This window comes from Pseudomonas sp. KU43P (genome assembly GCF_033095865.1).
GTDB lineage: Bacteria > Pseudomonadota > Gammaproteobacteria > Pseudomonadales > Pseudomonadaceae > Aquipseudomonas.
Window position 1 is genome coordinate 24,840 of record NZ_AP019365.1, and the last position, 20,015, is coordinate 44,854.

Annotated in this window: 22 protein-coding genes; 10 read left to right on the top strand and 12 right to left on the bottom strand. The window is 64.3% G+C overall.

The annotated features are described in order from the left end of the window. Positions 1-14 precede the first annotated feature (14 nt). The 3 genes from rsmB to def are packed head-to-tail and all read right to left on the bottom strand — an operon-like array spanning position 15 to position 2,821. Entirely contained in the window at positions 15-1,325 is a 1,311-nt protein-coding gene (rsmB, locus tag KU43P_RS00115) for a 16S rRNA (cytosine(967)-C(5))-methyltransferase RsmB (protein ID WP_317660507.1), read from the bottom strand. After that, on the bottom strand, positions 1,322-2,254 hold the full coding sequence (gene fmt / locus KU43P_RS00120) for a methionyl-tRNA formyltransferase (RefSeq protein WP_317660508.1): 933 nt from the start codon (positions 2,252-2,254) through the stop codon (positions 1,322-1,324). The genes rsmB and fmt overlap by 4 nt, the downstream gene beginning before the upstream one ends. Before the next feature lie 60 nt (positions 2,255-2,314). Next, a complete protein-coding gene (def, locus tag KU43P_RS00125; protein ID WP_176511735.1) occupies positions 2,315-2,821 on the bottom strand; it encodes a peptide deformylase in 507 nt (168 codons plus the stop codon). A 206-nt stretch (positions 2,822-3,027) separates the two neighbouring features. Here def and dprA point away from each other — a divergent pair, with 206 nt between their 5' ends. The 3 genes from dprA to KU43P_RS00140 all read left to right on the top strand — a co-directional run bounded on the left by dprA (position 3,028) and on the right by KU43P_RS00140 (position 5,377). Beyond that, on the top strand, positions 3,028-4,125 hold the full coding sequence (gene dprA / locus KU43P_RS00130; RefSeq protein WP_317660509.1) for a DNA-processing protein DprA: 1,098 nt from the start codon (positions 3,028-3,030) through the stop codon (positions 4,123-4,125). A 36-nt stretch (positions 4,126-4,161) separates the two neighbouring features. Beyond that, positions 4,162-4,719, top strand: a complete 558-nt coding sequence (locus tag KU43P_RS00135; protein ID WP_176511733.1) for an L-threonylcarbamoyladenylate synthase — start codon at positions 4,162-4,164, stop codon at positions 4,717-4,719. 355 nt (positions 4,720-5,074) lie between these two features. Then, entirely contained in the window at positions 5,075-5,377 is a 303-nt protein-coding gene (locus KU43P_RS00140; RefSeq protein WP_317660510.1) for a hypothetical protein, read from the top strand. A gap of 94 nt (positions 5,378-5,471) precedes the next feature. Here the strand turns inward: KU43P_RS00140 and KU43P_RS00145 are convergent, their stop codons facing one another. Then, entirely contained in the window at positions 5,472-6,449 is a 978-nt protein-coding gene (locus tag KU43P_RS00145) for an NADPH:quinone reductase (RefSeq protein ID WP_317660511.1), read from the bottom strand. A 134-nt stretch (positions 6,450-6,583) separates the two neighbouring features. On the opposite strand from KU43P_RS00145, the gene hemF reads away from it, so the two are divergent. Then, complete coding sequence (gene hemF / locus KU43P_RS00150) at positions 6,584-7,495, top strand: oxygen-dependent coproporphyrinogen oxidase (RefSeq protein WP_317660512.1); 912 nt, start codon at positions 6,584-6,586, stop codon at positions 7,493-7,495. Between the two features lie 26 nt (positions 7,496-7,521). Continuing rightward, on the top strand, positions 7,522-8,346 hold the full coding sequence (gene aroE, locus KU43P_RS00155) for a shikimate dehydrogenase (RefSeq protein WP_317660513.1): 825 nt from the start codon (positions 7,522-7,524) through the stop codon (positions 8,344-8,346). A gap of 30 nt (positions 8,347-8,376) precedes the next feature. Here aroE and KU43P_RS00160 read toward each other — a convergent pair whose 3' ends face one another. The 3 genes from KU43P_RS00160 to betC all read right to left on the bottom strand — a co-directional run bounded on the left by KU43P_RS00160 (position 8,377) and on the right by betC (position 12,514). Further along, on the bottom strand, positions 8,377-9,942 hold the full coding sequence (locus tag KU43P_RS00160; RefSeq protein ID WP_317660514.1) for a SulP family inorganic anion transporter: 1,566 nt from the start codon (positions 9,940-9,942) through the stop codon (positions 8,377-8,379). Between the two features lie 130 nt (positions 9,943-10,072). Then, a complete protein-coding gene (gene choX, locus KU43P_RS00165) occupies positions 10,073-10,981 on the bottom strand; it encodes a choline ABC transporter substrate-binding protein (protein ID WP_317660515.1) in 909 nt (302 codons plus the stop codon). 15 nt (positions 10,982-10,996) lie between these two features. Beyond that, complete coding sequence (gene betC, locus KU43P_RS00170) at positions 10,997-12,514, bottom strand: choline-sulfatase (RefSeq protein WP_317660516.1); 1,518 nt, start codon at positions 12,512-12,514, stop codon at positions 10,997-10,999. A 109-nt stretch (positions 12,515-12,623) separates the two neighbouring features. Between betC and KU43P_RS00175 the strand changes: the two genes are divergently transcribed. Further along, entirely contained in the window at positions 12,624-13,523 is a 900-nt protein-coding gene (locus KU43P_RS00175) for a choline sulfate utilization transcriptional regulator (protein WP_317660517.1), read from the top strand. Between the two features lie 99 nt (positions 13,524-13,622). Here the strand turns inward: KU43P_RS00175 and KU43P_RS00180 are convergent, their stop codons facing one another. Continuing rightward, positions 13,623-14,240 (bottom strand): NAD(P)-dependent oxidoreductase, encoded by a 618-nt coding sequence (locus tag KU43P_RS00180; protein ID WP_317660518.1) that lies wholly within the window; start codon positions 14,238-14,240, stop codon positions 13,623-13,625. A 52-nt stretch (positions 14,241-14,292) separates the two neighbouring features. Between KU43P_RS00180 and KU43P_RS00185 the strand changes: the two genes are divergently transcribed. Beyond that, positions 14,293-14,625: a DOPA 4,5-dioxygenase family protein gene (locus tag KU43P_RS00185; RefSeq protein WP_317660519.1), complete on the top strand. Its 333-nt coding sequence runs from the start codon at positions 14,293-14,295 to the stop codon at positions 14,623-14,625. Positions 14,626-14,728: 103 nt separating this feature from the next. Here KU43P_RS00185 and trpA read toward each other — a convergent pair whose 3' ends face one another. Then, a complete protein-coding gene (gene trpA / locus KU43P_RS00190) occupies positions 14,729-15,538 on the bottom strand; it encodes a tryptophan synthase subunit alpha (protein WP_317660520.1) in 810 nt (269 codons plus the stop codon). Further along, positions 15,535-16,752: a tryptophan synthase subunit beta gene (gene trpB / locus KU43P_RS00195; RefSeq protein ID WP_317660521.1), complete on the bottom strand. Its 1,218-nt coding sequence runs from the start codon at positions 16,750-16,752 to the stop codon at positions 15,535-15,537. The genes trpA and trpB overlap by 4 nt, the downstream gene beginning before the upstream one ends. A 110-nt stretch (positions 16,753-16,862) precedes the next feature. On the opposite strand from trpB, the gene KU43P_RS00200 reads away from it, so the two are divergent. Next, on the top strand, positions 16,863-17,759 hold the full coding sequence (locus tag KU43P_RS00200; RefSeq protein ID WP_317660522.1) for a LysR family transcriptional regulator: 897 nt from the start codon (positions 16,863-16,865) through the stop codon (positions 17,757-17,759). Here KU43P_RS00200 and KU43P_RS00205 read toward each other — a convergent pair. Then, complete coding sequence (locus KU43P_RS00205) at positions 17,756-18,079, bottom strand: YqjD family protein (RefSeq protein WP_317660523.1); 324 nt, start codon at positions 18,077-18,079, stop codon at positions 17,756-17,758. The two genes, KU43P_RS00200 and KU43P_RS00205, sit on opposite strands and share 4 nt — an antisense overlap. Before the next feature lie 150 nt (positions 18,080-18,229). On the opposite strand from KU43P_RS00205, the gene KU43P_RS00210 reads away from it, so the two are divergent. Further along, positions 18,230-18,445: a dodecin gene (locus KU43P_RS00210; RefSeq protein ID WP_317660524.1), complete on the top strand. Its 216-nt coding sequence runs from the start codon at positions 18,230-18,232 to the stop codon at positions 18,443-18,445. A gap of 103 nt (positions 18,446-18,548) precedes the next feature. Further along, positions 18,549-18,770 carry a DUF1161 domain-containing protein gene (locus tag KU43P_RS00215; RefSeq protein ID WP_317660525.1) on the top strand — a complete coding sequence of 74 codons (222 nt, stop codon included), beginning with the start codon at positions 18,549-18,551 and terminating at the stop codon, positions 18,768-18,770. A gap of 88 nt (positions 18,771-18,858) precedes the next feature. Here the strand turns inward: KU43P_RS00215 and KU43P_RS00220 are convergent, their stop codons facing one another. After that, positions 18,859-19,863 (bottom strand): LLM class flavin-dependent oxidoreductase, encoded by a 1,005-nt coding sequence (locus tag KU43P_RS00220; RefSeq protein ID WP_317660526.1) that lies wholly within the window; start codon positions 19,861-19,863, stop codon positions 18,859-18,861. Positions 19,864-20,015 lie beyond the last annotated feature (152 nt).

The window sequence follows — 20,015 nt, forward strand, 5'->3', positions numbered from 1 at the left end:
TCCCTAACGTTTTCTTACCCGCGCGAGGCGGCGATCTTGATCAGCTTGGCATAGTAGAAACCGTCGTGGCCGCCTTCCTGGGCCAACAACTGGCGGCCGTGGGGCTGGCGCAGGCCGGCCTCGGTGGCCAGGTCCAGCTCGCGGGCACCGGGGGTGCGGGCGAGGAAGGCCTCGATCACTTCGGTGTTCTCGGTCGGTAGGCTGGAGCAGGTGGCGTACAGCAGCATGCCGCCCACTTCCAGGGTTGGCCACAGGGCATCGAGCAGCTCGCCTTGCAGCGCCGCCAGGGCCGGGATGTCGTCGGCCTGGCGGGTCAGCTTGATGTCCGGGTGGCGGCGAATCACGCCGGTGGCCGAGCACGGGGCGTCGAGCAGGATGCGCTGGAAGGGTTTGCCGTCCCACCAGCTGGCGGTGTCACGGGCGTCGCAGGCGATCAGCTCGGCCTCCAGCTTGAGGCGGTCGAGGTTTTCGCGCACACGGGTCAGGCGCTTGGCTTCCAGGTCAATGGCTACCACATGCGCCAGGCCCGCCTCGGCTTCGAGCAGGTGGCAAGTCTTGCCGCCGGGGGCGCAGCAGGCATCGAGCACGCGCTGGCCGGGCGCCAGTTCGAGCAGGTCGGCGCAAAGCTGCGCCGCTTCGTCCTGCACACTGACCCAGCCTTCGGCGAAGCCCGGCAGGCCGCGCACATCGCAGGCTTCGACCAGGACGATGCCGTCGCGGCTGAATGGGCAGGCGCTGGCACTGACGCCCGCTTCGGCCAGCAGCGCCAGGTAGGCATCGCGGCTGCGGTGGCGGCGGTTGACCCGCAGGATCATCGGCGGGTGCGCGTTGTTGGCGGCGCAGATTGCCTCCCACTGCTCCGGCCAGAAGGCTTTCAATTGCTTTTGCAGCCAGCGTGGGTGGGCGGTGCGCACCACCGGGTCACGCTCCATGCCGGCGAGCAGCGCCTCGCCTTCACGCTGGGCGCGGCGCAGCACGGCGTTAAGCAGGCCCTTGGCCCAGGGCTTCTTGAGCTTGTCGGCGCAACCGACGGTTTCGCCGATGGCGGCGTGGGCCGGGATGCGCGTGTAGAACAACTGATACAGGCCCACCAGCAGCAAGGCCTGCACATCAGCATCGGCGGCCTTGAAAGGTTTTTGCAGCAACTGCGCGGCGAGCAGGTCGAGGCGCGGCTGCCAGCGAGCGGTGCCGAAGGCCAGGTCTTGGGTCAGGCCACGGTCGCGCTCATCGACCTTGTCCAGTTGCGCCGGCAGCGAGCTGTTCAGCGAGGCCTTGCCGCTGAGAACAGCGGCCAAGGCACGGGCGGCGGCGAGGCGTGGGTTCATTGGCCAAGCACCTTGCCACTGGCGAACTTCTCGCGGCGGCTGTTGAACAGGTCGCTGAAGGCCAACGCCTTGCCACCGGGCAACTGCAGTCGGGTCAGGCTCAGTGCCTGGTCAGCGCAGGCAACCACCAGGCCGTCCTTGCTGGCGGACAGAATCTCGCCTGGAGCGCCTTTGCCTGTGGACAACTTGGCGGCCAGCACCTTCACGCTCTCGCCGTCCAGGGTGCTGTGGCACACCGGCCAGGGGTTGAAGGCACGAATCAGGCGCTCCAGCTCCACGGCCGGGCGGTTCCAGTCGATGCGCGCCTCGTCCTTGTTCAGCTTGTGTGCATAAGTGGCCAGGGCATCGTCCTGAACCTCGCCCTGCAGGCTGCCATCGGCCAGGCCGGCAATGGCCTGCAGCACCGCAGGCGGGCCCATTTCGGCGAGGCGGTCGTGCAGGCTACCACCCGTGTCGTCGGCGCTGATCGGGGTGACCACCTTGAGCAGCATGGGGCCGGTATCCAGGCCTGCTTCCATGCGCATCACGGTCACGCCGCTTTCGGCGTCGCCGGCTTCGACGGAGCGCTGGATCGGCGCTGCACCGCGCCAGCGTGGCAGCAGCGAGGCGTGGCTGTTGATGCAGCCCAGGCGTGGGATATCCAGCACCACCTGGGGCAGGATCAGGCCATAGGCGACCACCACCATCAGGTCGGGCTTGAGTGCGGCGAGTTCGGCCTGTGCTTCGGCGTTGCGCAGGGTTGGCGGCTGGAACACCGGGATGTCATGGGCCACGGCCAATTGCTTGACCGGGCTCGGCATGAGCTTCTGGCCACGGCCAGCGGGGCGGTCGGGCTGGGTGTAGACAGCCACGATCTCGTAGGGGCTGTCGAGCAGGGCCTTGAGGTGTTCGGCGGCAAACTCTGGAGTGCCTGCAAAGACGATGCGCATGGAGTTCTCGCTTCAAAAAAGAAAAAGGCTTGCCGGAGCAAGCCTTCTGGAAGGTAGGGATCAGGCTTGCTGGCGGTGCTGCTTTTCCAGCTTCTTCTTGATCCGGTCGCGTTTGAGCTGCGACAGGTAGTCGACGAACAGCTTGCCGTTGAGGTGATCGAACTCGTGCTGTACGCACACCGCCAGCAGGCCTTCGCATTCCAGCTCGAACGGCTTGCCGTCGCGGTCCTGGGCCTTGACCCGAACGCGCAGTGGGCGGTCGACGTTCTCGTAGAAGCCCGGTACCGACAGGCAGCCTTCCTGGTACTGGCCCATGTCGTGAGTCAGCTCTTCGACAGTGGGGTTGATGAAGACGCGCGGCTCGCTGCGGTCTTCGCTCAGGTCCATGACCACGACCTGTTTGTGCACGTTGACCTGGGTAGCGGCCAGGCCGATGCCAGGGGCTTCGTACATGGTTTCAAACATGTCGTCGATCAGCTGACGCAGGGCGTCGTCGAACTCCGTCACCGGTTTGGCAAGGGTACGCAGGCGCGGGTCCGGGAATTCGAGAATGTTCAAGATGGCCATAAGGTCAGGCAGTCACTGTGCGTTCGGTTGAAAACTGAGCACACATAATAAAGGGAATCGACGATTTCGGCACCTGGCAAGCTCGTCTAGGGTGACTATGGGCTTGATAGCCTGCATTTCATGGACAGCTTTTCAAAGTGTTACCCACACAGTTATCCACAGCTTGTGCCACGTAGATGGCCCTGTTTCGATCAAGGATGATCCCCATGCCATGTCACCATCCGTCGCATTGTTCGCCTGCCGAACTGGAGGCCCGATTACGCCTGCATTGCCTGCCGGAAACCGGATTACGGCGTTTTCATACCCTGCTGCAAGCCTTCGGCAGTGCCTCTTCTGCACTCAGTGCCCCGGCTGGCGCCTGGCGGGCGCTGGGCATGGGGCAGGCCGCCGTCGATGCCCGGCGCAGTGCCGACGTGCGCGAGGCTGCACTGGCTGCAATGGCCTGGCTAGAGCGGCCCGGCCAGCATTTACTGATGTGGGACAGCCCTGGCTACCCGGCCCTGCTGGCGGAAATCGACGATCCGCCGCCGTTGCTGTTCGTCGCTGGCGACCCTGCTTTGCTCGAGCGACCGCAGCTTGCGGTTGTGGGCAGCAGGCGTGCTTCACCCCCGGCCCTGGACACCGCCAGGGCATTCTCGCGTTACCTGGCGCAAGCCGGCTTCACCATTACCAGTGGCCTTGCCCTGGGCATCGACGGCGCCGCTCATCGGGCGGCGTTGCAGGTTGGAGGGGGCACGATCGGGGTGCTTGGCACGGGCCTGCAAAAACTTTATCCACAGCGCCACCGCGACTTGGCCAAGGCGATGATCGACAGCGGTGGCGCGCTGGTTTCCGAATACCCGCTGGATGCCGGCCCGCTGCCGGGCAACTTTCCCCGGCGCAATCGCATCATCAGTGGCCTGTCGCTGGGGGTGCTGGTGGTCGAGGCGAGCCTGGCCAGCGGCTCGTTGATAACCGCCCGCCTTGCAGCCGAACAGGGCCGCGAGGTGTATGCCATCCCCGGCTCCATCCACCACCCGGGAGCCAAGGGTTGCCACCAGTTGATCCGCGATGGTGCGTTGCTGGTGGAGAGCGTGGAACAGATCCTGGAAAGCTTGCAGGGTTGGCAGAATTTGCCGCCGGCGGTTGTGGATAAACCGTCCCATCCCCTGCTCGCTTTGCTGCTTGCCGCGCCGCAGACCAGCGAGGCGCTGGCCGTTTGCAGCGAACTGCCCTTGGCCCAGGTGCTGGCGCAATTGACCGAGCTGGAACTCGAAGGCCGGGTGTGTAATGAAGCGGGGCGTTGGTTTGCCCGCGTGGGCTAAGTAAACTGCGCCCATGGCTTAATGCGGAGAGACAAAATGGTGAGCAGTTGGCGTGTGCAACAAGCCGCACGTGAGATCCGGGCCGGCGCGGTAATCGCCTATCCGACGGAAGCGGTGTGGGGCCTGGGCTGCGACCCCTGGAACGAGGACGCGGTGTATCGCCTGCTGGCGCTCAAGTCGCGGCCTGTGGATAAAGGGCTGATTCTGGTCGCCGACAACATCCGCCAGTTCGACTTCTTGTTCGAGGATTTCCCTGAAGACTGGATCGACCGCATGGGCAGCACCTGGCCTGGGCCCAACACCTGGCTGGTGCCGCACCAGGACCTGTTGCCGGAGTGGGTGACGGGCCAGCATGACACGGTGGCCCTGCGGGTCAGCGACCATCCGCAGGTGCGTGAGTTGTGTGCGTTGGTGGGGCCGTTGATTTCCACCTCGTGCAACCCGGGCGGGCGGCCGGCGGCGAAGACGCGGTTGCGGGTAGAGCAGTATTTCCACGGGCAGCTGGACTTGGTACTCGGTGGGGCGCTGGGTGGGCGGAAGAACCCGAGTGTGATTCGTGATCTGGTGACCGGCGAGGTCGTGCGCCCGGGCTGAAATAGGGGCTGACTGTATTGGGGGCTGTGGGAGCCGAGTTGCCTGGGACTTTTCTGATTTCCTATCTAAAGGGCTACCTGGGCTTTAATTTGGGAAATTTCCTACAACTCGTATCGAATACCATCACCTTCTCAGTAGGAACTCCTGCCTCTAGGCTTCAGACCGTCGCCGAATAACTTGGCGATCGGGTGTGGTAGCCCGGATGCAGTTTTTCCATGACAGTCTATGGCGGCTGTGCGTGGGAGGCTTTCGAGCCTGCCTGGATTGGAAAATGCCTGGGTCTACCACCTCGCGTACAGTCGCCACCCAATTCACGTGGTAGTGATGGGGTGGCGGCCTTGAGGAGCATTTTCCAATGGCTAGAAAGATAGTCCCCGACCCACCAATCCCCTGCACTTCCACCCGCCCCTTCGGCCGCTGCGACGCCGGCCACCCTCCACTCTTCACCGTAAACCCCGACATCTCCGCCGCCGACGCCCTGGTCCACGTGGCCCTGTACCTGCGCTGCGCCTACGAGACGGGTTACAAGACCCTCGATTACCTGCGCGAAGAAGGCCGCGGCATGTACTGGTCGAGCCTGCATGCGATCGAAATGGCGGAGGGATTGGTAGAGGCGATGCTCGATGGCATCGAGTCAGCGCCTGTGGCGCAGAGGTAGGTGTGAGGCTTACGGGTGCTTGCCTCGGTTTTTGCATTGTTGCGTAGATCGAGCGCCGCCCGCGCGGCGCTCGATCTCAAAGGCGCCATAACACTCAAGGCAACAAAACAGTCGACCCCACAGTCCGCCGCGCCGACAGCTCGGTCTGCGCCTTGGCCGCCTCACTCAGCGGATACCGCTGCTGGATATCTACCACCAGCTTGCCACTGCCAATCATGGCAAACAGATCATCCGCCATGGCCTGGGTGTTCTCGGCATTGTTGGCATAGCCGGCCAAGGTCGGCCGGGTGACATACAGCGAGCCCTTCTGCGACAGGATCCCCAGGTTCACCCCGGTCACCGCGCCGGACGCATTGCCAAAGCTCACCATCAACCCGCGCGGCTGCAGGCAGTCGAGCGAGGTCAACCAGGTGTCGGCGCCCACGCCGTCATACACCACCGGGCATTTCTTGCCGTCGGTCAGCTCCAGCACGCGCTTGGCCACGTCTTCGCGGCTGTAGTCGATGGTCGCCCACGCCCCCAGTGCCTTGGCTCGCTCGGCCTTCTCGGTGGAGCTCACCGTACCGATCAGCTTGGCGCCGAGTGCCTTGGCCCATTGGCACGCCAGCGAGCCGACGCCCCCGGCCGCGGCGTGGAACAGGATCACATCGCCCGGCTGCACGGCGTAGGTCTGCTTGAGCAGGTACTGCACGGTCAAACCCTTGAGCATCACTGCCGCTGCCTGCTCGAAGCTGATGTTGTCGGGCAGTTTCACCAGGTTGGCTTCGGGCAGCGTGTGCACTTCGCTGTAGGCGCCTAGCGGGCCGACGGCATAGGCGACGCGGTCACCCACTTTCAGGCGGGAAACGCCCTCACCCACCGCCTCGACCACCCCAGCGCCTTCGGTGCCCAGGCCAGACGGCAGTGCGGGTGGTGCGTACAGCCCGCTGCGGAAATAGGTGTCGATGAAGTTCAAGCCCACCGCATGGTTGCGCACGCGCACTTGCTGCGGGCCGGGCGCTACCGGGTCGAACTCCACAAGCTGCAGCACTTCCGGGCCGCCATGCTGGCTGAACTGGATACGCTTGGCCATCTCGCACTCCTGTTGTCGGGATCGGGAAAGGCCTTCTATCGGACGCCTTTGCTTGATCGCCGTCAACTGCGGCGCGCGGGTTGGCGGTGGTATGCTACGCGGCGAATTCTTCCCTGCCCGTTCCTGGTGACCCGATGACTAGCCGCACCGAGGCCGTGAAAGCCTACCTGCTCGACCTGCAAGACCGCATCTGCTCTGCCCTCGAAGCCGAAGACGGCGGCGCCCGCTTCGTCGAGGATGCCTGGGTGCGCGAAGCCGGTGGCGGGGGCCGCACGCGGGTGATCGGTGAGGGCAAGGTGATCGAGAAAGGCGGGGTGAATTTCTCCCACGTGTTTGGCGCCGGCCTGCCGCCGTCGGCCAGTGCCCACCGCCCCGAGCTGGCGGGCCGTGGCTTCGAGGCCCTGGGCGTGTCGCTGGTGATCCACCCGCACAACCCGCATGTGCCCACATCCCACGCCAATGTGCGCTTCTTCATCGCCGAGAAGGAAGGCGAAGAAGCCGTGTGGTGGTTCGGTGGCGGCTTCGACCTGACCCCGTACTACGGCAATGAGGAAGACTGCATCCACTGGCACCGCGTGGCCGAGCAGGCCTGCGCGCCGTTCGGCGCCGACGTGTACCCACGCTACAAAGCCTGGTGCGACCGCTACTTCCACATCAAGCACCGTGGCGAACCGCGAGGCATCGGTGGGCTGTTCTTCGATGACCTGAACGAGTGGGATTTCGACACCTGCTTCGCCTTCATCCGCGCTATCGGCGATGCTTACGTGGACGCCTACCTGCCGATCGTGCAGCGCCGCAAGGCCATGCCCTACACCGCTGAACAGCGCGAATTCCAGGAGTACCGCCGCGGCCGTTACGTGGAGTTCAACCTGGTCTACGACCGCGGCACCCTGTTCGGCCTGCAGTCCGGTGGCCGCACCGAGTCGATCCTCATGTCGCTGCCGCCGCAGGTACGCTGGGGCTATGACTGGAAGGCAGCGCCCGGCAGCGAAGAAGCGCGCCTGACCGACTACTACCTGCAAGACCGCGACTGGCTTGCCCAGTAAGCCCTGTGGATAACCGAGGAGCCCCCATGGACCAGTACGTCGTTTTCGGCAACCCCATCGGCCACAGCAAGTCGCCGTTGATTCACCGGCTGTTCGCCGAGCAGACCGGACAGGACCTGGAATACACCACCCTGCTGGCGCCGCTGGACGAGTTCAGCGACTGCGCCCGCGGCTTCTTCAAGCAAGGCAGCGGCGCCAACGTGACCGTGCCATTCAAGGAAGAGGCCTATCGCCTGTGCGACAGCCTCACCCCACGCGCGCAGCGTGCTGGCGCGGTGAATACCTTGAGCAAGCTGGCTGACGGCACGTTGCAGGGCGACAACACCGACGGCGCCGGCCTGGTACGTGACCTGACGGTGAACGCCGGGGTCGAGCTGACCGGCAAGCGCATTCTCATCCTGGGTGCCGGTGGTGCGGTGCGTGGTGTGCTGGAACCGATCCTGGCGCTGGACCCGCAGTCGCTGGTGGTCGCCAACCGCACCGTGGAAAAGGCCGAGCAGCTGGCGCGCGAGTTCTCCGAGCTGGGGCCGGTGGTAGCGAGTGGCTACAGCTGGTTGCAGGAGCCGGTGGACGTGATCATCAATGCCACTTCGGCGAGCCTGTCTGGCGAGTTGCCGCCGATTGCCGAAAGCCTGGTCGAGGCTGGGCGCACGGTGTGCTACGACATGATGTATGGCAAAGAGCCGACGCCGTTTTGCCAGTGGGCCAGTAAACTCGGGGCGGCGAAGGTGCTGGATGGGCTGGGGATGCTGGCTGAGCAGGCGGCCGAGGCGTTCTTTATCTGGCGTGGGGTACGGCCGGATACGGGGCCGGTGTTGGACGAGCTGCGTCGGCAATTGGCCCGCGGTTGAGAATCTGGGGCCGCAAAGCGGCCCCCGTCATCACTCAGCGAATTGAATGGGGCACAGCTCCACCCCCTCCAGCTTCTGCAATTCCTCGATCACCTGCGGCCTGGCCCGCTGCAACGTCAAACTGCCCCCCGCGCGCCGCAACCGCCGCGCCTCCCGGTGCAACATATCCACACCCGAATAATCGATGAAGTTCACCTGCCGCGCATCGATCACCACGTGCGGCCCCTGGCAGCGCTGCAAACGCACCTGCAGGTAATGCGCTGCGCCGAAGAAGATCGACCCGCCCACTCGCAATACATCGGCCTGCCCTTCCCTGCTCTGCTGCACCCGTGGCCGAGACGTGCGCTTGAGGTAGAAGAACAGCGACGCCAGCACCCCCGCATAAATGGCCGTCTGCAGCTCCAGCAACAAGGTTGCCGCTGCGGTCAGCGCCATCACCAGGAACTCCGACCGGCTGACCCGGAACAGCGCACGAATCGCCCGGTGGTCCACCAGCCCCCAGCAGATCAGTAAAATGCTGCCGGCCATGGCCGGGATCGGCAGGTGCGCGATCAAGCCGGCCCCGGTCACCGCGAACAATGCCACCCAAAGGGCCGAGAACACACCAGCCAGCGGCGAACGGGCTCCGGCGTCGTAGCTCAGGCCCGAGCGGGTGAACGAGCCGGAAGACAGATAGCCAGAGAAGAATGCGCCAACGATGTTCGACAGGCCCTGAGCGCGAATTTCCTGATCGGCGTCGATCAGTTGCTCCGAGCGCGCCGACAGCGAGCGGGCGATCGACAGGCTGGTCACCAGGCCAAGCATGCCGACCGCAACGGCACTGGGCAGCAGGCGCAGAATCAGTTCCAGGTCCAGCAACGGCAGTGGGCTGAGCGGCGGCAGTTGGCCAGTGAAAGCCGGTACCCGGGCTACATGGCCGAAGAAGCCCGGCATCAGCCAGGCGAACAGACTGACCAGCACCAGGCTTATCAACAGGCTCGGCCAGCGTGGGCGCCAGAGCTTGAAGGCCATGCCGATGACCACGGTGGCCAGGCCAAGCAGCAGCGAAGGCAGGTCTACTTCACCGGCGTGGCTGGCCAGGTCCTGTACGGTCTTAAGAGCCGTCGCCTGGCTTGGCAGGTCCATGCCCAGCAGGTTGGGCAACTGGCCGAGGGCGATGACGATGGCCGCGCCGAGGGTGAACCCGAGCACCACCGAATGGGAAACGAAATTGACCAGCGCGCCGAAGCGCAGCAGGCCGAGCAGCAATTGGAAGATGCCACCGAGGAAGGTCAACAGCAGCACCAGCGTGATGTAGTCGCTGCTCCCGGCCACGGCCAAGGGGCTGATGCTGGCGTAGAGGACGATTGAGATCGCGGCGGTCGGGCCGCAGATCAGGTGCCAGGAGGAGCCCCACAAGCAGGCCACCAGCACCGGCACGATGGCAGCGTACAGGCCGTACTCGGCGGGCAGGCCGGCGATCAGGGCGTAGGCGATCGATTGTGGCAGGGCGAGGATCGCACCGCTCAGGCCCACCAGCAGATCCTGGCGCAGGCTGCGGCCCGATTGGCGGGGCAGCCAGGTGAGGAAGGGCAGCAGGTGAGTCAGGTGAATCATCGGGTAACTCGCATTGGGTTCTTGTGCGGGTTGGAGCGGCCTCATCGCCGGCAAGCCGGCTCCCACAGATACAGCAGTGTGTGAAATCCCTGTGGGAGCCGGCTTGCCGGCGATGAGGCCGCTACAGGTTCTACAAATCCAGGGCACTGCCTCCAGCCAGGGTAGTCACCCCAGCCAACCAACCCTCGACTACCTGGGGATTCGCCTTGACCCAAGCCTTGGCCGCCTCATCGAAGCTGATCTTCTTATCCACAACCTCAGCCATGATGCTGTTTTCCATGCCCAAGGTAAATTTCAGGTTGCTCAGCAGCTTAGCCGCATTCGGGCAGGCTTGTGGATAACCCTTGCGGGTCAACGTATAGACCTCGCCCTTGCTGCCGAACCACTGCTCCCCACCCGACAGGTAATGCATCTTCAACTTCACGTTCATCGGGTGCGGTGTCCAGCCCAGGAAGGTGATGAACTGGTTCTTCTTTACCGCTCGGTCTACCTGCGCCAGCATCGCCTGTTCGCTCGACTCCACCAGCTTCCATTGGCCGAGGTTGAACTCATTCTTGTCGATGATCTCCTTCAGCGACAAGTTGGCGGGGGCGCCGGAGCCGATCCCGTAAAGCTTCTTGTCGAAGCGGTCGGCCTGTTTCTGCAGATCGGCAAAATCCTTCACGCCGGCATTCCACACGTAGTCGGGCACCGCTAGGGTGAACTCGGTTCCCTCCAGGTTGCGCGAGAGCTGCTGAACATCGCCATTGGCGACGAACTTGTCATGAAAGCCCTGCTGCGCCGGCATCCAGTTGCCGAGGAAGGCATCAACCTTGCCGTCTTTCAGGCCGCCATAGATGATCGGCACCGCCAGGCTGTCGATCTTGACCTGATAGCCCAGGCGCTCCAGGAGCAGGCGGGCAACAGCGTTGGTGGAGGCAATGTCGCTCCAGCCGGGGTCAGCCAGTTTCACGGTGCTGCATTGCGCGTCGTCGGCGTGGGCCGTGAGGGTAGTCAGGCCGAGGGCCAGGGCGAACACGGCGGTGGAAAACTTGGGCATGGCGGCCTCTCTTCATCAATCCATGGGGGCGGGCTGTGGATAACGTGCCTTACGCTCGAGGTCGTCGAGATCGATGTGGTTGCGCATGTACTGTTGGCTGGCGTCCACCCAGGGTTGGTGGTCCCAGCTTTTCAGCGTGCCGACGGCCAGCGCTTCGGCCACCAGGCGGCGCCGCCGTTGGCTGGCCAGTACCTGCTGGCGCAGGCTGGGGATATCCCAACGCTGCCGGGCTTCATCGACAAATGCCTGCAGCAGCGCCTGGTGGTCGGGGCTGCCGGTGAGGTTCTCCCGCTCGTGCGGGTCGCGGTTCAGGTCATAGAGTAGACAGGGGTCCTCTTCGCTGTATACGAACTTGTAGGCGCCGCGACGGATCATCATCAGCGGGCCGACCGTGCCTTCGGCCATGTACTCGCCAATCACCTCATCGTGCCCGCCCTGCCCTTGCAGATGGCCGAGCAGCGAACGGCCGTCCAGGTGCAGGGATTTATCCACAGCCCCACCGGCCAGTTCGACCAGGGTCGGTAGCAAGTCGCAGGTCGATACCGAGGCGCTCACCCGCGCTGGGGCAAAGCGTTTTGGCGCGTGAATCAGCAGTGGCACCCGTGCCGACATCTCGAACCAGTGCATCTTGTACCAGAGCCCGCGCTCGCCAAGCATGTCGCCGTGGTCGCCGGAGAACACGATGAGGGTGTCGTCGGCCAGGTTGCACTCTTCCAGGGTCTGCAACAGTTGGCCGATGTTGTCGTCAATGTAGCTGCAGGCGCCGAAGTAGGCGCGGCGTGCGTCGCGGATCTTGTCCACAGGCACAGGCTTGTTCCACAGGTCGTAGACCTTGAGCAGGCGTTGGGAGTGTGGGTCGAGTTCTGCCTGGCTGAATTCGGCCCGGGGCATGGGGATATCCACACCTTCGTAGCGATCCCAGTAGCGCCTGGGGATGGTGTACGGGTCGTGCGGGTGGGTCATGGACACGGTCAGGCAGAACGGTCGGCCATCGTTTTCGCGCACATGGTCGTAGAGGTACTGGCGGGCTTTGAACACCACTTCTTCGTCGAAATCCAGCTGGTTGGTGCGCACGCAAGGGCCGGCCTGCAGCACCGACGACATGTTGTGGTACCAGCTCGGGCGTTCGTCCGGGGCGTCCCAGTTGACTGCCCAGCCGTAGTCGGCAGGGTAGATATCGCTGGTCAGTCGCTGTTCGTAGCCGTGCAGCTGGTCCGGGCCGCAGAAATGCATCTTGCCTGACAGCGCCGTGCGGTAGCCGAGGCGGCGCAGGTAGTGGGCGTAAGTCGGGATGTCGGCGGGGAAGTCGGCGGCGTTGTCGTAGGCGCCGATGCGGCTGGGCAGCTGGCCGCTGACCAGGGTGAAGCGGGACGGCGCGCACAAGGGGCTGTTGCAGTAGGCCGAATCGAACACCACTGCCTGTTCGGCCAGGCGGCTCAGGTGCGGCATCTGGATGGGGGATGGGGCGTAGATGGGCAACAGCGGGGCGGCCATCTGGTCGGCCATGATGAACAGGATATTCGGGCGCGTCATGGGAGGCTTCCATTGTTTGGGGTTATGCGAACCGCTTGCCTATCAAGATGCGACTGTGGCTAACATGGGTAAAGCCCATGGCGGGCAATGACTGGGATTAGCCAAGCTTATGTTTGATCACCTTGCCCACCTGTCACTGGATGCCTTGCGCGTGTTCGAGGCTGCTGCCCGCCTGCGCGGTTTCACCGCCGCTGCCCTTGAACTGGGCACCACGCAGCCGGCAGTGAGCCAGCAGGTCAAGCGCCTGGAAGCACAACTTGGTACGCGCTTGTTCGACCGTATCTACCGAGGCATCGAACTGACCGAAGCGGGCCAGTTACTGTTCGATCAGGTGCATCAGGGCTTGCAGGCCATGGACGATGGCATTGCCTCAGTCAGCGGGCGCGGCCAGCGGGAAGTGCTGCAGGTGGCAACCGACTTTGCCTTTGCGGCGTTCTGGCTGATGCCGCGTCTGCAGCGCTTTCATGAGGCTTATCCACAGGTGGATGTGAGCCTGGTGACGGGCGAGCGCAGCCAGGCCATGCTGCGGCCGGATATCGACGTGGCGGTGCTGTTTGGCGATGGGCGATTTCATCAGGGCGAGAGCCGGTGGCTGTTCGATGAGGAAGTCTTTCCCGTCTGCAGCCCTCGGCTAATTCATGGCAAACCCTTGTCAGCCGCGGCTTTGCAGCGTTTTCCGTTGCTTCATTTGCGTGGCGAACAGGCCAGCCGCTGGTTCGATTGGGCGGGCGTGTTTCGCGGGTTTGGAGTGACCAGCCCGCCTCCGCCGGGGCAGTTGCGGTTCGATAACTACACCTTGCTGATCCAGGCGGCGATTGCTGGGCAGGGGATGGCGATTGGCTGGGGGCATCTGGTGGATGGGTTGGTGGAGCAAGGGTTGTTGTGCCGCCCTTTGGAGGGGAGTTTGCGGTCCAAGCGGGGGTATTACGCGGTGCTGCCGCCGCGCAAGCGGCGGGGGGCGCTGATCGAGCGGTTCGTGGACTGGCTGGAGCAGGAGCGGGGGCTGTGATGGGGGCTGCTGAGCAGCCCATCGCCGGCAAGCCGGCTCCCACAGGTTCACCACAGGCTTTGAAAGCGCTGTAGGAGCCGGCTTGCCGGCGATGAGGCCTCAGGATACGAAGTTCAGATGCTCGCCCCGGTGCAGCCCCAGCTCCAGCATGTCGACCATCCCCGCCGCCACCCCGGCCAAGCGCCGCAGTGGCGCATCCAGCTCCGGCTCCACCGTGCCGCTGGCCGTGCGAAAGTGCTCCATGCCCATGCCAGGCCAATCCGCTGGCGCATTGATCAGCGTCCAGTGCAAGGCACTGCGCTGCAGCGCATCGACCACCTGGTCCGCCCCGACGCGCTGTTCATCACTGTAGCGGCCTGGCGTATCCAGCACGGCAAAATCGCCCACCAGCAATAGCTGGCGTATAGTCGTGCGGCCAAGCCCGGCAATCAGCGCTTCGCTCATGCGCCATTGGGCCGGCAGGTCTCCGGGCGCCAGCGCAGACAGCAGGGCGATTACCGCCGAGCCGCCTGCGGCGCCCTGCTCCGCCTGGTCAGCACTCGCCAGCCCGCCTATCTTGAAATGCAGACCGGGACGCGGGGCATGGCGATTGAGGTCGTCGACCACCGCCGTGACCTCATGCTGGCGCGACAGCAGCTCGACCATCAGGGCACTGCCCAGGCTGCTTTCAGCCCCGAACAGCACCAGTTTGAACACTGGGGTTTCGGCATTTTTCACCACGTCACTCCCTTCGCAGGTGGTGATGGTTTGACCGCAATCAGGAGTTATCGTGCAGAGGATAAAGGGCTACCACGCCCACGTTTACTATGACGCTAGCACCCTCGATCAGGCCCGTGAGCTGTGCGAGGAAGCGATGCGGCTGTTTCCCGTTACCATGGGTCGTATGCACCAGAAGCCGGTAGGGCCGCACCCCGACTGGAGCTGCCAGCTGGCGTTCGGGCCGGAGGTGGTGGGGGTGGTGTTGCCGTGGTTGGCGTTGTATCGGAAGGGGTTGGTGGTGTTTCTGCATCCGCTGACCGGGGATGAGCTGGCGGATCACCGGGATCATGCGATCTGGATGGGGGCCGTGCGGCCTTTGGATCTGTCGATCTTTGAGGAATAGGTTGGTTTTGCTGGCCTTATCGCCGGCAAGCCGGCTTCCACAGTGGGCATGTGCAGCCCTAACCCTGTGGGAGCCGGCTTGCTGGCGATGAAGGCGACGCGGATCAGCGGCGAGCGCCGCGCACCCCTTCAGCCAAGGCCGAGCACAGGCTCAATACATCGCCAACGGCCTGATCGGCATCTTTGGCCTGGGCAATTTTGTCGACCAGCGCCGAGCCCACCACCACACCGTCGGCCAACCGCGCGATCGCCGCAGCCTGCTCCGGCGTACGAATACCGAAACCAACGCTGATCGGCAGGTCGGTATGCCGGCGCAGACGGGTGATCGCCTCGGTCACATGTTCGGTAGTCGCCGAACCGGCCCCGGTCACACCGGCCACCGACACGTAGTAAACGAACCCGGAGCTGCGCTCCAGCACGCGCGGCAGGCGCGCATCGTCGGTGGTCGGGGTGGTCAGGCGAATGAAATCGATGCCGGATGCCTGGGCTGGGGTGGCCAGTTCGGCGTCGTGCTCCGGTGGCAGGTCGACGATGATCAGGCCATCGACACCGGCCGCTTTCGCTTCAGCGACGAACTTTTCCACGCCAAAGCGGTGGATCGGGTTGTAGTAGCCCATCAGCACGATCGGCGTGGCCTGGTTGCCCACGCGGAATTCACGCACCATCTGCAGGGTCTTGGCCAGCGTCTGACCGGCTTCCAGTGCGCGCAGGGTGGCGAGCTGGATGGCCACGCCATCGGCCATCGGATCGGTGAACGGCATGCCCAGTTCGATCACGTCGGCACCGGCAGCCGGCAGGCCCTTGAGGATCTGCAGCGAGGCGTCGTAGCCAGGGTCACCGGCGGTGACGAAGGTGACCAGGGCAGCGCGGCCTTCGGCCTTCAGCTCGGCGAAGCGTTGTTCAAGACGGCTCATGCCTGTTTCTCCTGGGCTGCCATGTGGTTCATCACGGTTTGCATGTCTTTGTCGCCACGGCCGGACAGGCAGATCACCATCAGGTGGTCCTTGGGCAGGTTCGGTGCGCGCTTGATCGCTTCGGCCAGCGCGTGGGAGCTTTCTAGGGCCGGGATGATGCCTTCCAGGCGGCAGGTGGCGTGGAAGGCGTCGAGGGCTTCGTCGTCGGTGATGCTGACGTACTCCACACGCTTCACTTCGTGCAGGTAGGCGTGCTCCGGGCCGATGCCTGGGTAGTCGAGGCCTGCGGAAATCGAGTGGGCGTCGGTGATCTGGCCGTCGTCGTCCTGCAGCAGGTAGGTGCGGTTGCCGTGCAGCACGCCCGGTACCCCGCCGTTGAGGCTAGCGGCATGCTTGTCGGTATCGACGCCGTGGCCGCCGGCTTCGACGCCAATGATCTGCACACTGGCATCGTCGAGGAAGTCGTGGAACAGGCCCATGGCGTTGGAACCACCGCCCACGCAGGCGATCAGGCTATCAGGCAGGCGGCCTTCCTTTTCCTGCAGCTGGGCGCGGGTTTCCTTGCCGATGATCGACTGGAAGTCGCGGACCATGGCCGGGTAAGGGTGCGGGCCGGCGACGGTGCCGATCAGGTAGAAAGTGTCGTCGACATTGGTGACCCAGTCGCGCAGCGCCTCGTTCATGGCGTCTTTGAGGGTACCGGTACCGGCGGTGACCGGCACGATCTCGGCGCCCAGCAGCTTCATGCGGAACACGTTGGCCTGCTGGCGCTCGATGTCGGTGGCACCCATGTAGATCACGCAGGGCAGGCCGAAGCGGGCAGCGACGGTGGCGGTTGCCACGCCGTGCATGCCGGCACCGGTTTCGGCGATCAGGCGCTTCTTGCCCATGCGCTTGGCCAGCAACACCTGGCCGATGCAGTTGTTCACCTTGTGCGCGCCGGTGTGGTTGAGCTCTTCACGCTTGAAGAAGATCTTCGCGCCGCCACAGTGTTCGGTCAGGCGCTCGGCGAAGTACAGCGGGTTGGGGCGGCCGATGTAGTCGCGCTGGAAGTAGGCCAGTTCTTCGAGGAACTTGGGGTCGGCCTTGGCGGCTTCGTATTCGCGGGCCAAGTCCAGCACCAGGGGCATCAGGGTTTCGGCCACGTAGCGGCCGCCGAACGAGCCGAACAGGCCGTTGGCGTCTGGGCCGGCGCGATATTGGGTCTGGGTCATGGGTCGCTCCAGGGCGTAATGAATGAGTGATGGGCTTTACTCTAACCACGGCAAGCCCGGCTGAAAACCGATAAGATTGCGCAAACCTGTCAGGAAAACTCACACGTCAAATGGCCCAGGATCTCCCTCCCCTCAATGCACTGCGGGCCTTCGAGGCCACCGCCCGGCTGAACAGCGTCAGCCAGGCTGCCGAAGCGCTGCATGTGACTCATGGCGCCGTGAGCCGGCAGATTAAGGTGCTCGAGGCGTACTTGGGCGTGGCGCTGTTCGTCAAGGACGGGCGAGGCATCAAACTCACAGATGCAGGCGTCAGGCTCCGCGATGCCAGCGGCGAGGCATTCGACAAGCTGCGCGGTGTATGTGCCGAGCTGAGCCGGGACAACAGCGAAGCGCCCTTCGTGCTGGGTTGCTCCGGCAGCCTGCTGGCGCGCTGGTTCATCCCCAGGCTCGGACGGCTCAAGGCCGATTTGCCCGAGTTGCGCCTGCACCTGTCGGCCGGCGAAGGTGACCTCGACCCGCGGCGGCCGGGGCTGGATGCGCTGCTGGTGTACGCCGAACCACCGTGGCCGGCAGACATGCAGGTGCATGTGCTGGCCGAGGAACGCATAGGGCCGGTACTCAGCCCACACTACGCGGGCTTCGAGCGCTTGCGTCGCGCGTCGGCCAAGGCTTTGCTCGGCGAAGCCTTGCTGCATACCACGTCGCGCCCGCAGGCATGGCCGACCTGGGCACAGGAGCAGGGGCTGAAGGTTGCTGAGCTGGAGTACGGCCAGGCCTTCGAGCACCTGTATTACCTGCTCGAAGCCGCAGTTGCCGGCCTTGGCGTGGCCATCGCGCCGCAACCACTGGTGGCGGACGACTTGCGCGCCGGGCGGCTATGTGCACCTTGGGGGTTTGCGCCGACGCCCGCAGCACTGGCGCTGTGGGTGCCACGGCGCGCCGCAGATGGGCGCGCCGAGCAGTTGGCGCAGTGGCTGCGCCGGGAACTGGAACGGCAGGTAGGTTAGTTGCGGCGGTACAGCAGGTAGGCCGCCAGCAGGCCGAGGGCGCCCAGCGCCACACCGGCGGTGGTGACCGGGTGCTCCTGAGCGTAATCGCGGGTGGCGATGCCGGTCTGGCGGGTGCGGGTCTTGACTTCCTCATAGGCATCGCTGAGCAGGCTGCGCGAGTGTTTCAGCGCACTTTCCGCGTTGCTGCGGATGGCCTTCACCGACTTCTGGGATTCCTCGGAAGCATCGTGCTTGAGGTTTTCCAGGCTTTTCAGAAGGCTTTCGATCTCCGCTTCCATGCTCTCCAGGGATGTTTTACGCAGCGAGTTGCGGTGCATGTTGACTCTCCTTTACAGAATGGACTGTAAGGATTGCGACTGCGCGGTGGGGCGAAAGTGCGATCGAACTTTCGCCGAGGGCGACGGCTCGCAGGTAAACCAGGCCTGCGCTGCTAGGCTCAATCTCACCGTCAATCAAGGAGAGCGCTCATGTCCGATCATCACACCTACAAGAAGATCGAGCTGGTCGGTTCCTCGCCCACCAGTATCGAAGAGGCGATCAACAATGCCCTGGCCGAAGCAGGCAAGAGCATCAAGCACCTGGAATGGTTCGAGGTGGTCGACACCCGCGGCCATATCCGTGACAACAAGGCAGCGCACTTCCAGGTCACGATCAAAGTGGGCTTCCGTATCGCCAACAGCTGAAACAGAGTCGGGCTGGCAATGCCCGGCGTGATGGCGTAATACACTCAAAGGGGCGCCCGGCCGGCGCCCTTTTCGATTTTCATCTGCACAAGGAACGCGAGTGATGAAGAAACTGGTTTTAGCAGTAGGCCTGATGGTGCTGGCAGGTGGTGCGATGGCGGCTGGGAAGCCGTGCGAGGAACTCAAGGCGGAAATCGCCTCGAAGCTGGATGCCAAAGGCGTGAAGGGCTACACCCTGGAGATCGTCAAAAGGGGCGAGCCGGCCGGCAAGGTGGTGGGCACGTGTGAGGGTGGCACGAAGGAAATCGTCTATCGCCGAGGCTGAGCGGTGGCCCGATCGCCGGCAAGCCGGCTCCCACAGGGTCTGCATTGCTGCAGTAAAGTGTGGGAGCCGGCTTGCCGGCGATTGCGGCCTACTCGGCCTTCAAGGCCTGCGCCAGCAACTCATAGGACCGCACTCGGTCCGCATGCTCATACAAGTCGCAGGTGAAGATCAGCTCATCCGCCCCGGTCTGCTCAAGCAACACTTCCACCTTTGCCCTTACCTTCTGTGGGCTGCCGACCATCGCCAGGCCCAGGAAGCTGCCGACCGCATCGCGCTCATGGGGCAGCCACAGCCCGTCCATGCTCGCCACCGGTGGCCGCTGCATCAGGCTCTGGCCACGAATCAGGGCCAGGATGCGCTGGTACACCGAGGTGGCCAGGTATTCAGCTTTCTCGTCGGTCTCGGCCACCACCATCGGAATGCCCAGCATCACGTAGGGCTTGTCCAGCGTGGTCGAAGGCTTGAAGTGGTCACGGTAGATGCGTATCGCCTCGTGCATGTAGCGCGGCGCGAAGTGCGAGGCAAAGGCGTAGGGCATGCCGCGCATCCCGGCCAGTTGGGCGCTGAACAGGCTGGAGCCCAGCAGCCACATGGGCACTTCGGTGTCGTGCCCGGGCACGGCGATCACTTTTTGATCATCGGTACGCGGGCCCAGGTAGCGTGACAGCTCCTCGACATCGTCGGGGAAGTCGTCGGCACTGCCCGATCGCTCGCGGCGCAGGGCGCGGGCGGTCATCTGGTCGGAGCCTGGCGCACGGCCCAGGCCCAGGTCGATACGCCCCGGGTACAGGCTGGCCAGGGTGCCGAACTGCTCGGCGATCACCAGTGGCGCGTGGTTGGGCAGCATGACGCCGCCGGAGCCCACGCGAATGGTGGAGGTGCCGCCCGCCAGGTAACCGATCAGCACCGAGGTGGCCGAACTGGCGATGCCATCCATGTTGTGGTGCTCGGCCACCCAGAAGCGGTTGTACCCAAAGCGCTCAGCGTGCTGGGCCAAGTCCAGGGAATTGCGCAACGATTGCGCGGGCCCCATGTCGGCGCGCACGGGCACCAGGTCGAGAGTGGAAATTTTCAGGTCACGCAGCGTCGACATCGAAGCCTCCATGAAGGGGGGGGGCCTAAGGCCTTTTCAACTCTGTATGGGCACATTCGGCGTATTCAATGCCTGTAGCGAGATTAGGCTGAACTTGCCGTAGGGCGCTGTCCTCTGAACCTTAGGTAAGTAACCGAGTGACCAGGAGGCAG

Bases quoted from the DNA above. Each gene is read 5' to 3' on its own strand.
- rsmB (WP_317660507.1), bottom strand. From the start codon at position 1,325: ATGAACCCACGCCTCGCCGCCGCCCGTGCCTTGGCCGCTGTTCTCAGC.
- fmt (WP_317660508.1), bottom strand. From the start codon at position 2,254: ATGCGCATCGTCTTTGCAGGCACTCCAGAGTTTGCCGCCGAACACCTC.
- def (WP_176511735.1), bottom strand. From the start codon at position 2,821: ATGGCCATCTTGAACATTCTCGAATTCCCGGACCCGCGCCTGCGTACC.
- dprA (WP_317660509.1), top strand. From the start codon at position 3,028: ATGCCATGTCACCATCCGTCGCATTGTTCGCCTGCCGAACTGGAGGCC.
- KU43P_RS00135 (WP_176511733.1), top strand. From the start codon at position 4,162: ATGGTGAGCAGTTGGCGTGTGCAACAAGCCGCACGTGAGATCCGGGCC.
- KU43P_RS00140 (WP_317660510.1), top strand. From the start codon at position 5,075: ATGGCTAGAAAGATAGTCCCCGACCCACCAATCCCCTGCACTTCCACC.
- KU43P_RS00145 (WP_317660511.1), bottom strand. From the start codon at position 6,449: ATGGCCAAGCGTATCCAGTTCAGCCAGCATGGCGGCCCGGAAGTGCTG.
- hemF (WP_317660512.1), top strand. From the start codon at position 6,584: ATGACTAGCCGCACCGAGGCCGTGAAAGCCTACCTGCTCGACCTGCAA.
- aroE (WP_317660513.1), top strand. From the start codon at position 7,522: ATGGACCAGTACGTCGTTTTCGGCAACCCCATCGGCCACAGCAAGTCG.
- KU43P_RS00160 (WP_317660514.1), bottom strand. From the start codon at position 9,942: ATGATTCACCTGACTCACCTGCTGCCCTTCCTCACCTGGCTGCCCCGC.
- choX (WP_317660515.1), bottom strand. From the start codon at position 10,981: ATGCCCAAGTTTTCCACCGCCGTGTTCGCCCTGGCCCTCGGCCTGACT.
- betC (WP_317660516.1), bottom strand. From the start codon at position 12,514: ATGACGCGCCCGAATATCCTGTTCATCATGGCCGACCAGATGGCCGCC.
- KU43P_RS00175 (WP_317660517.1), top strand. From the start codon at position 12,624: ATGTTTGATCACCTTGCCCACCTGTCACTGGATGCCTTGCGCGTGTTC.
- trpA (WP_317660520.1), bottom strand. From the start codon at position 15,538: ATGAGCCGTCTTGAACAACGCTTCGCCGAGCTGAAGGCCGAAGGCCGC.
- trpB (WP_317660521.1), bottom strand. From the start codon at position 16,752: ATGACCCAGACCCAATATCGCGCCGGCCCAGACGCCAACGGCCTGTTC.
- KU43P_RS00200 (WP_317660522.1), top strand. From the start codon at position 16,863: ATGGCCCAGGATCTCCCTCCCCTCAATGCACTGCGGGCCTTCGAGGCC.
- KU43P_RS00205 (WP_317660523.1), bottom strand. From the start codon at position 18,079: ATGCACCGCAACTCGCTGCGTAAAACATCCCTGGAGAGCATGGAAGCG.
- KU43P_RS00210 (WP_317660524.1), top strand. From the start codon at position 18,230: ATGTCCGATCATCACACCTACAAGAAGATCGAGCTGGTCGGTTCCTCG.
- KU43P_RS00215 (WP_317660525.1), top strand. From the start codon at position 18,549: ATGAAGAAACTGGTTTTAGCAGTAGGCCTGATGGTGCTGGCAGGTGGT.
- KU43P_RS00220 (WP_317660526.1), bottom strand. From the start codon at position 19,863: ATGTCGACGCTGCGTGACCTGAAAATTTCCACTCTCGACCTGGTGCCC.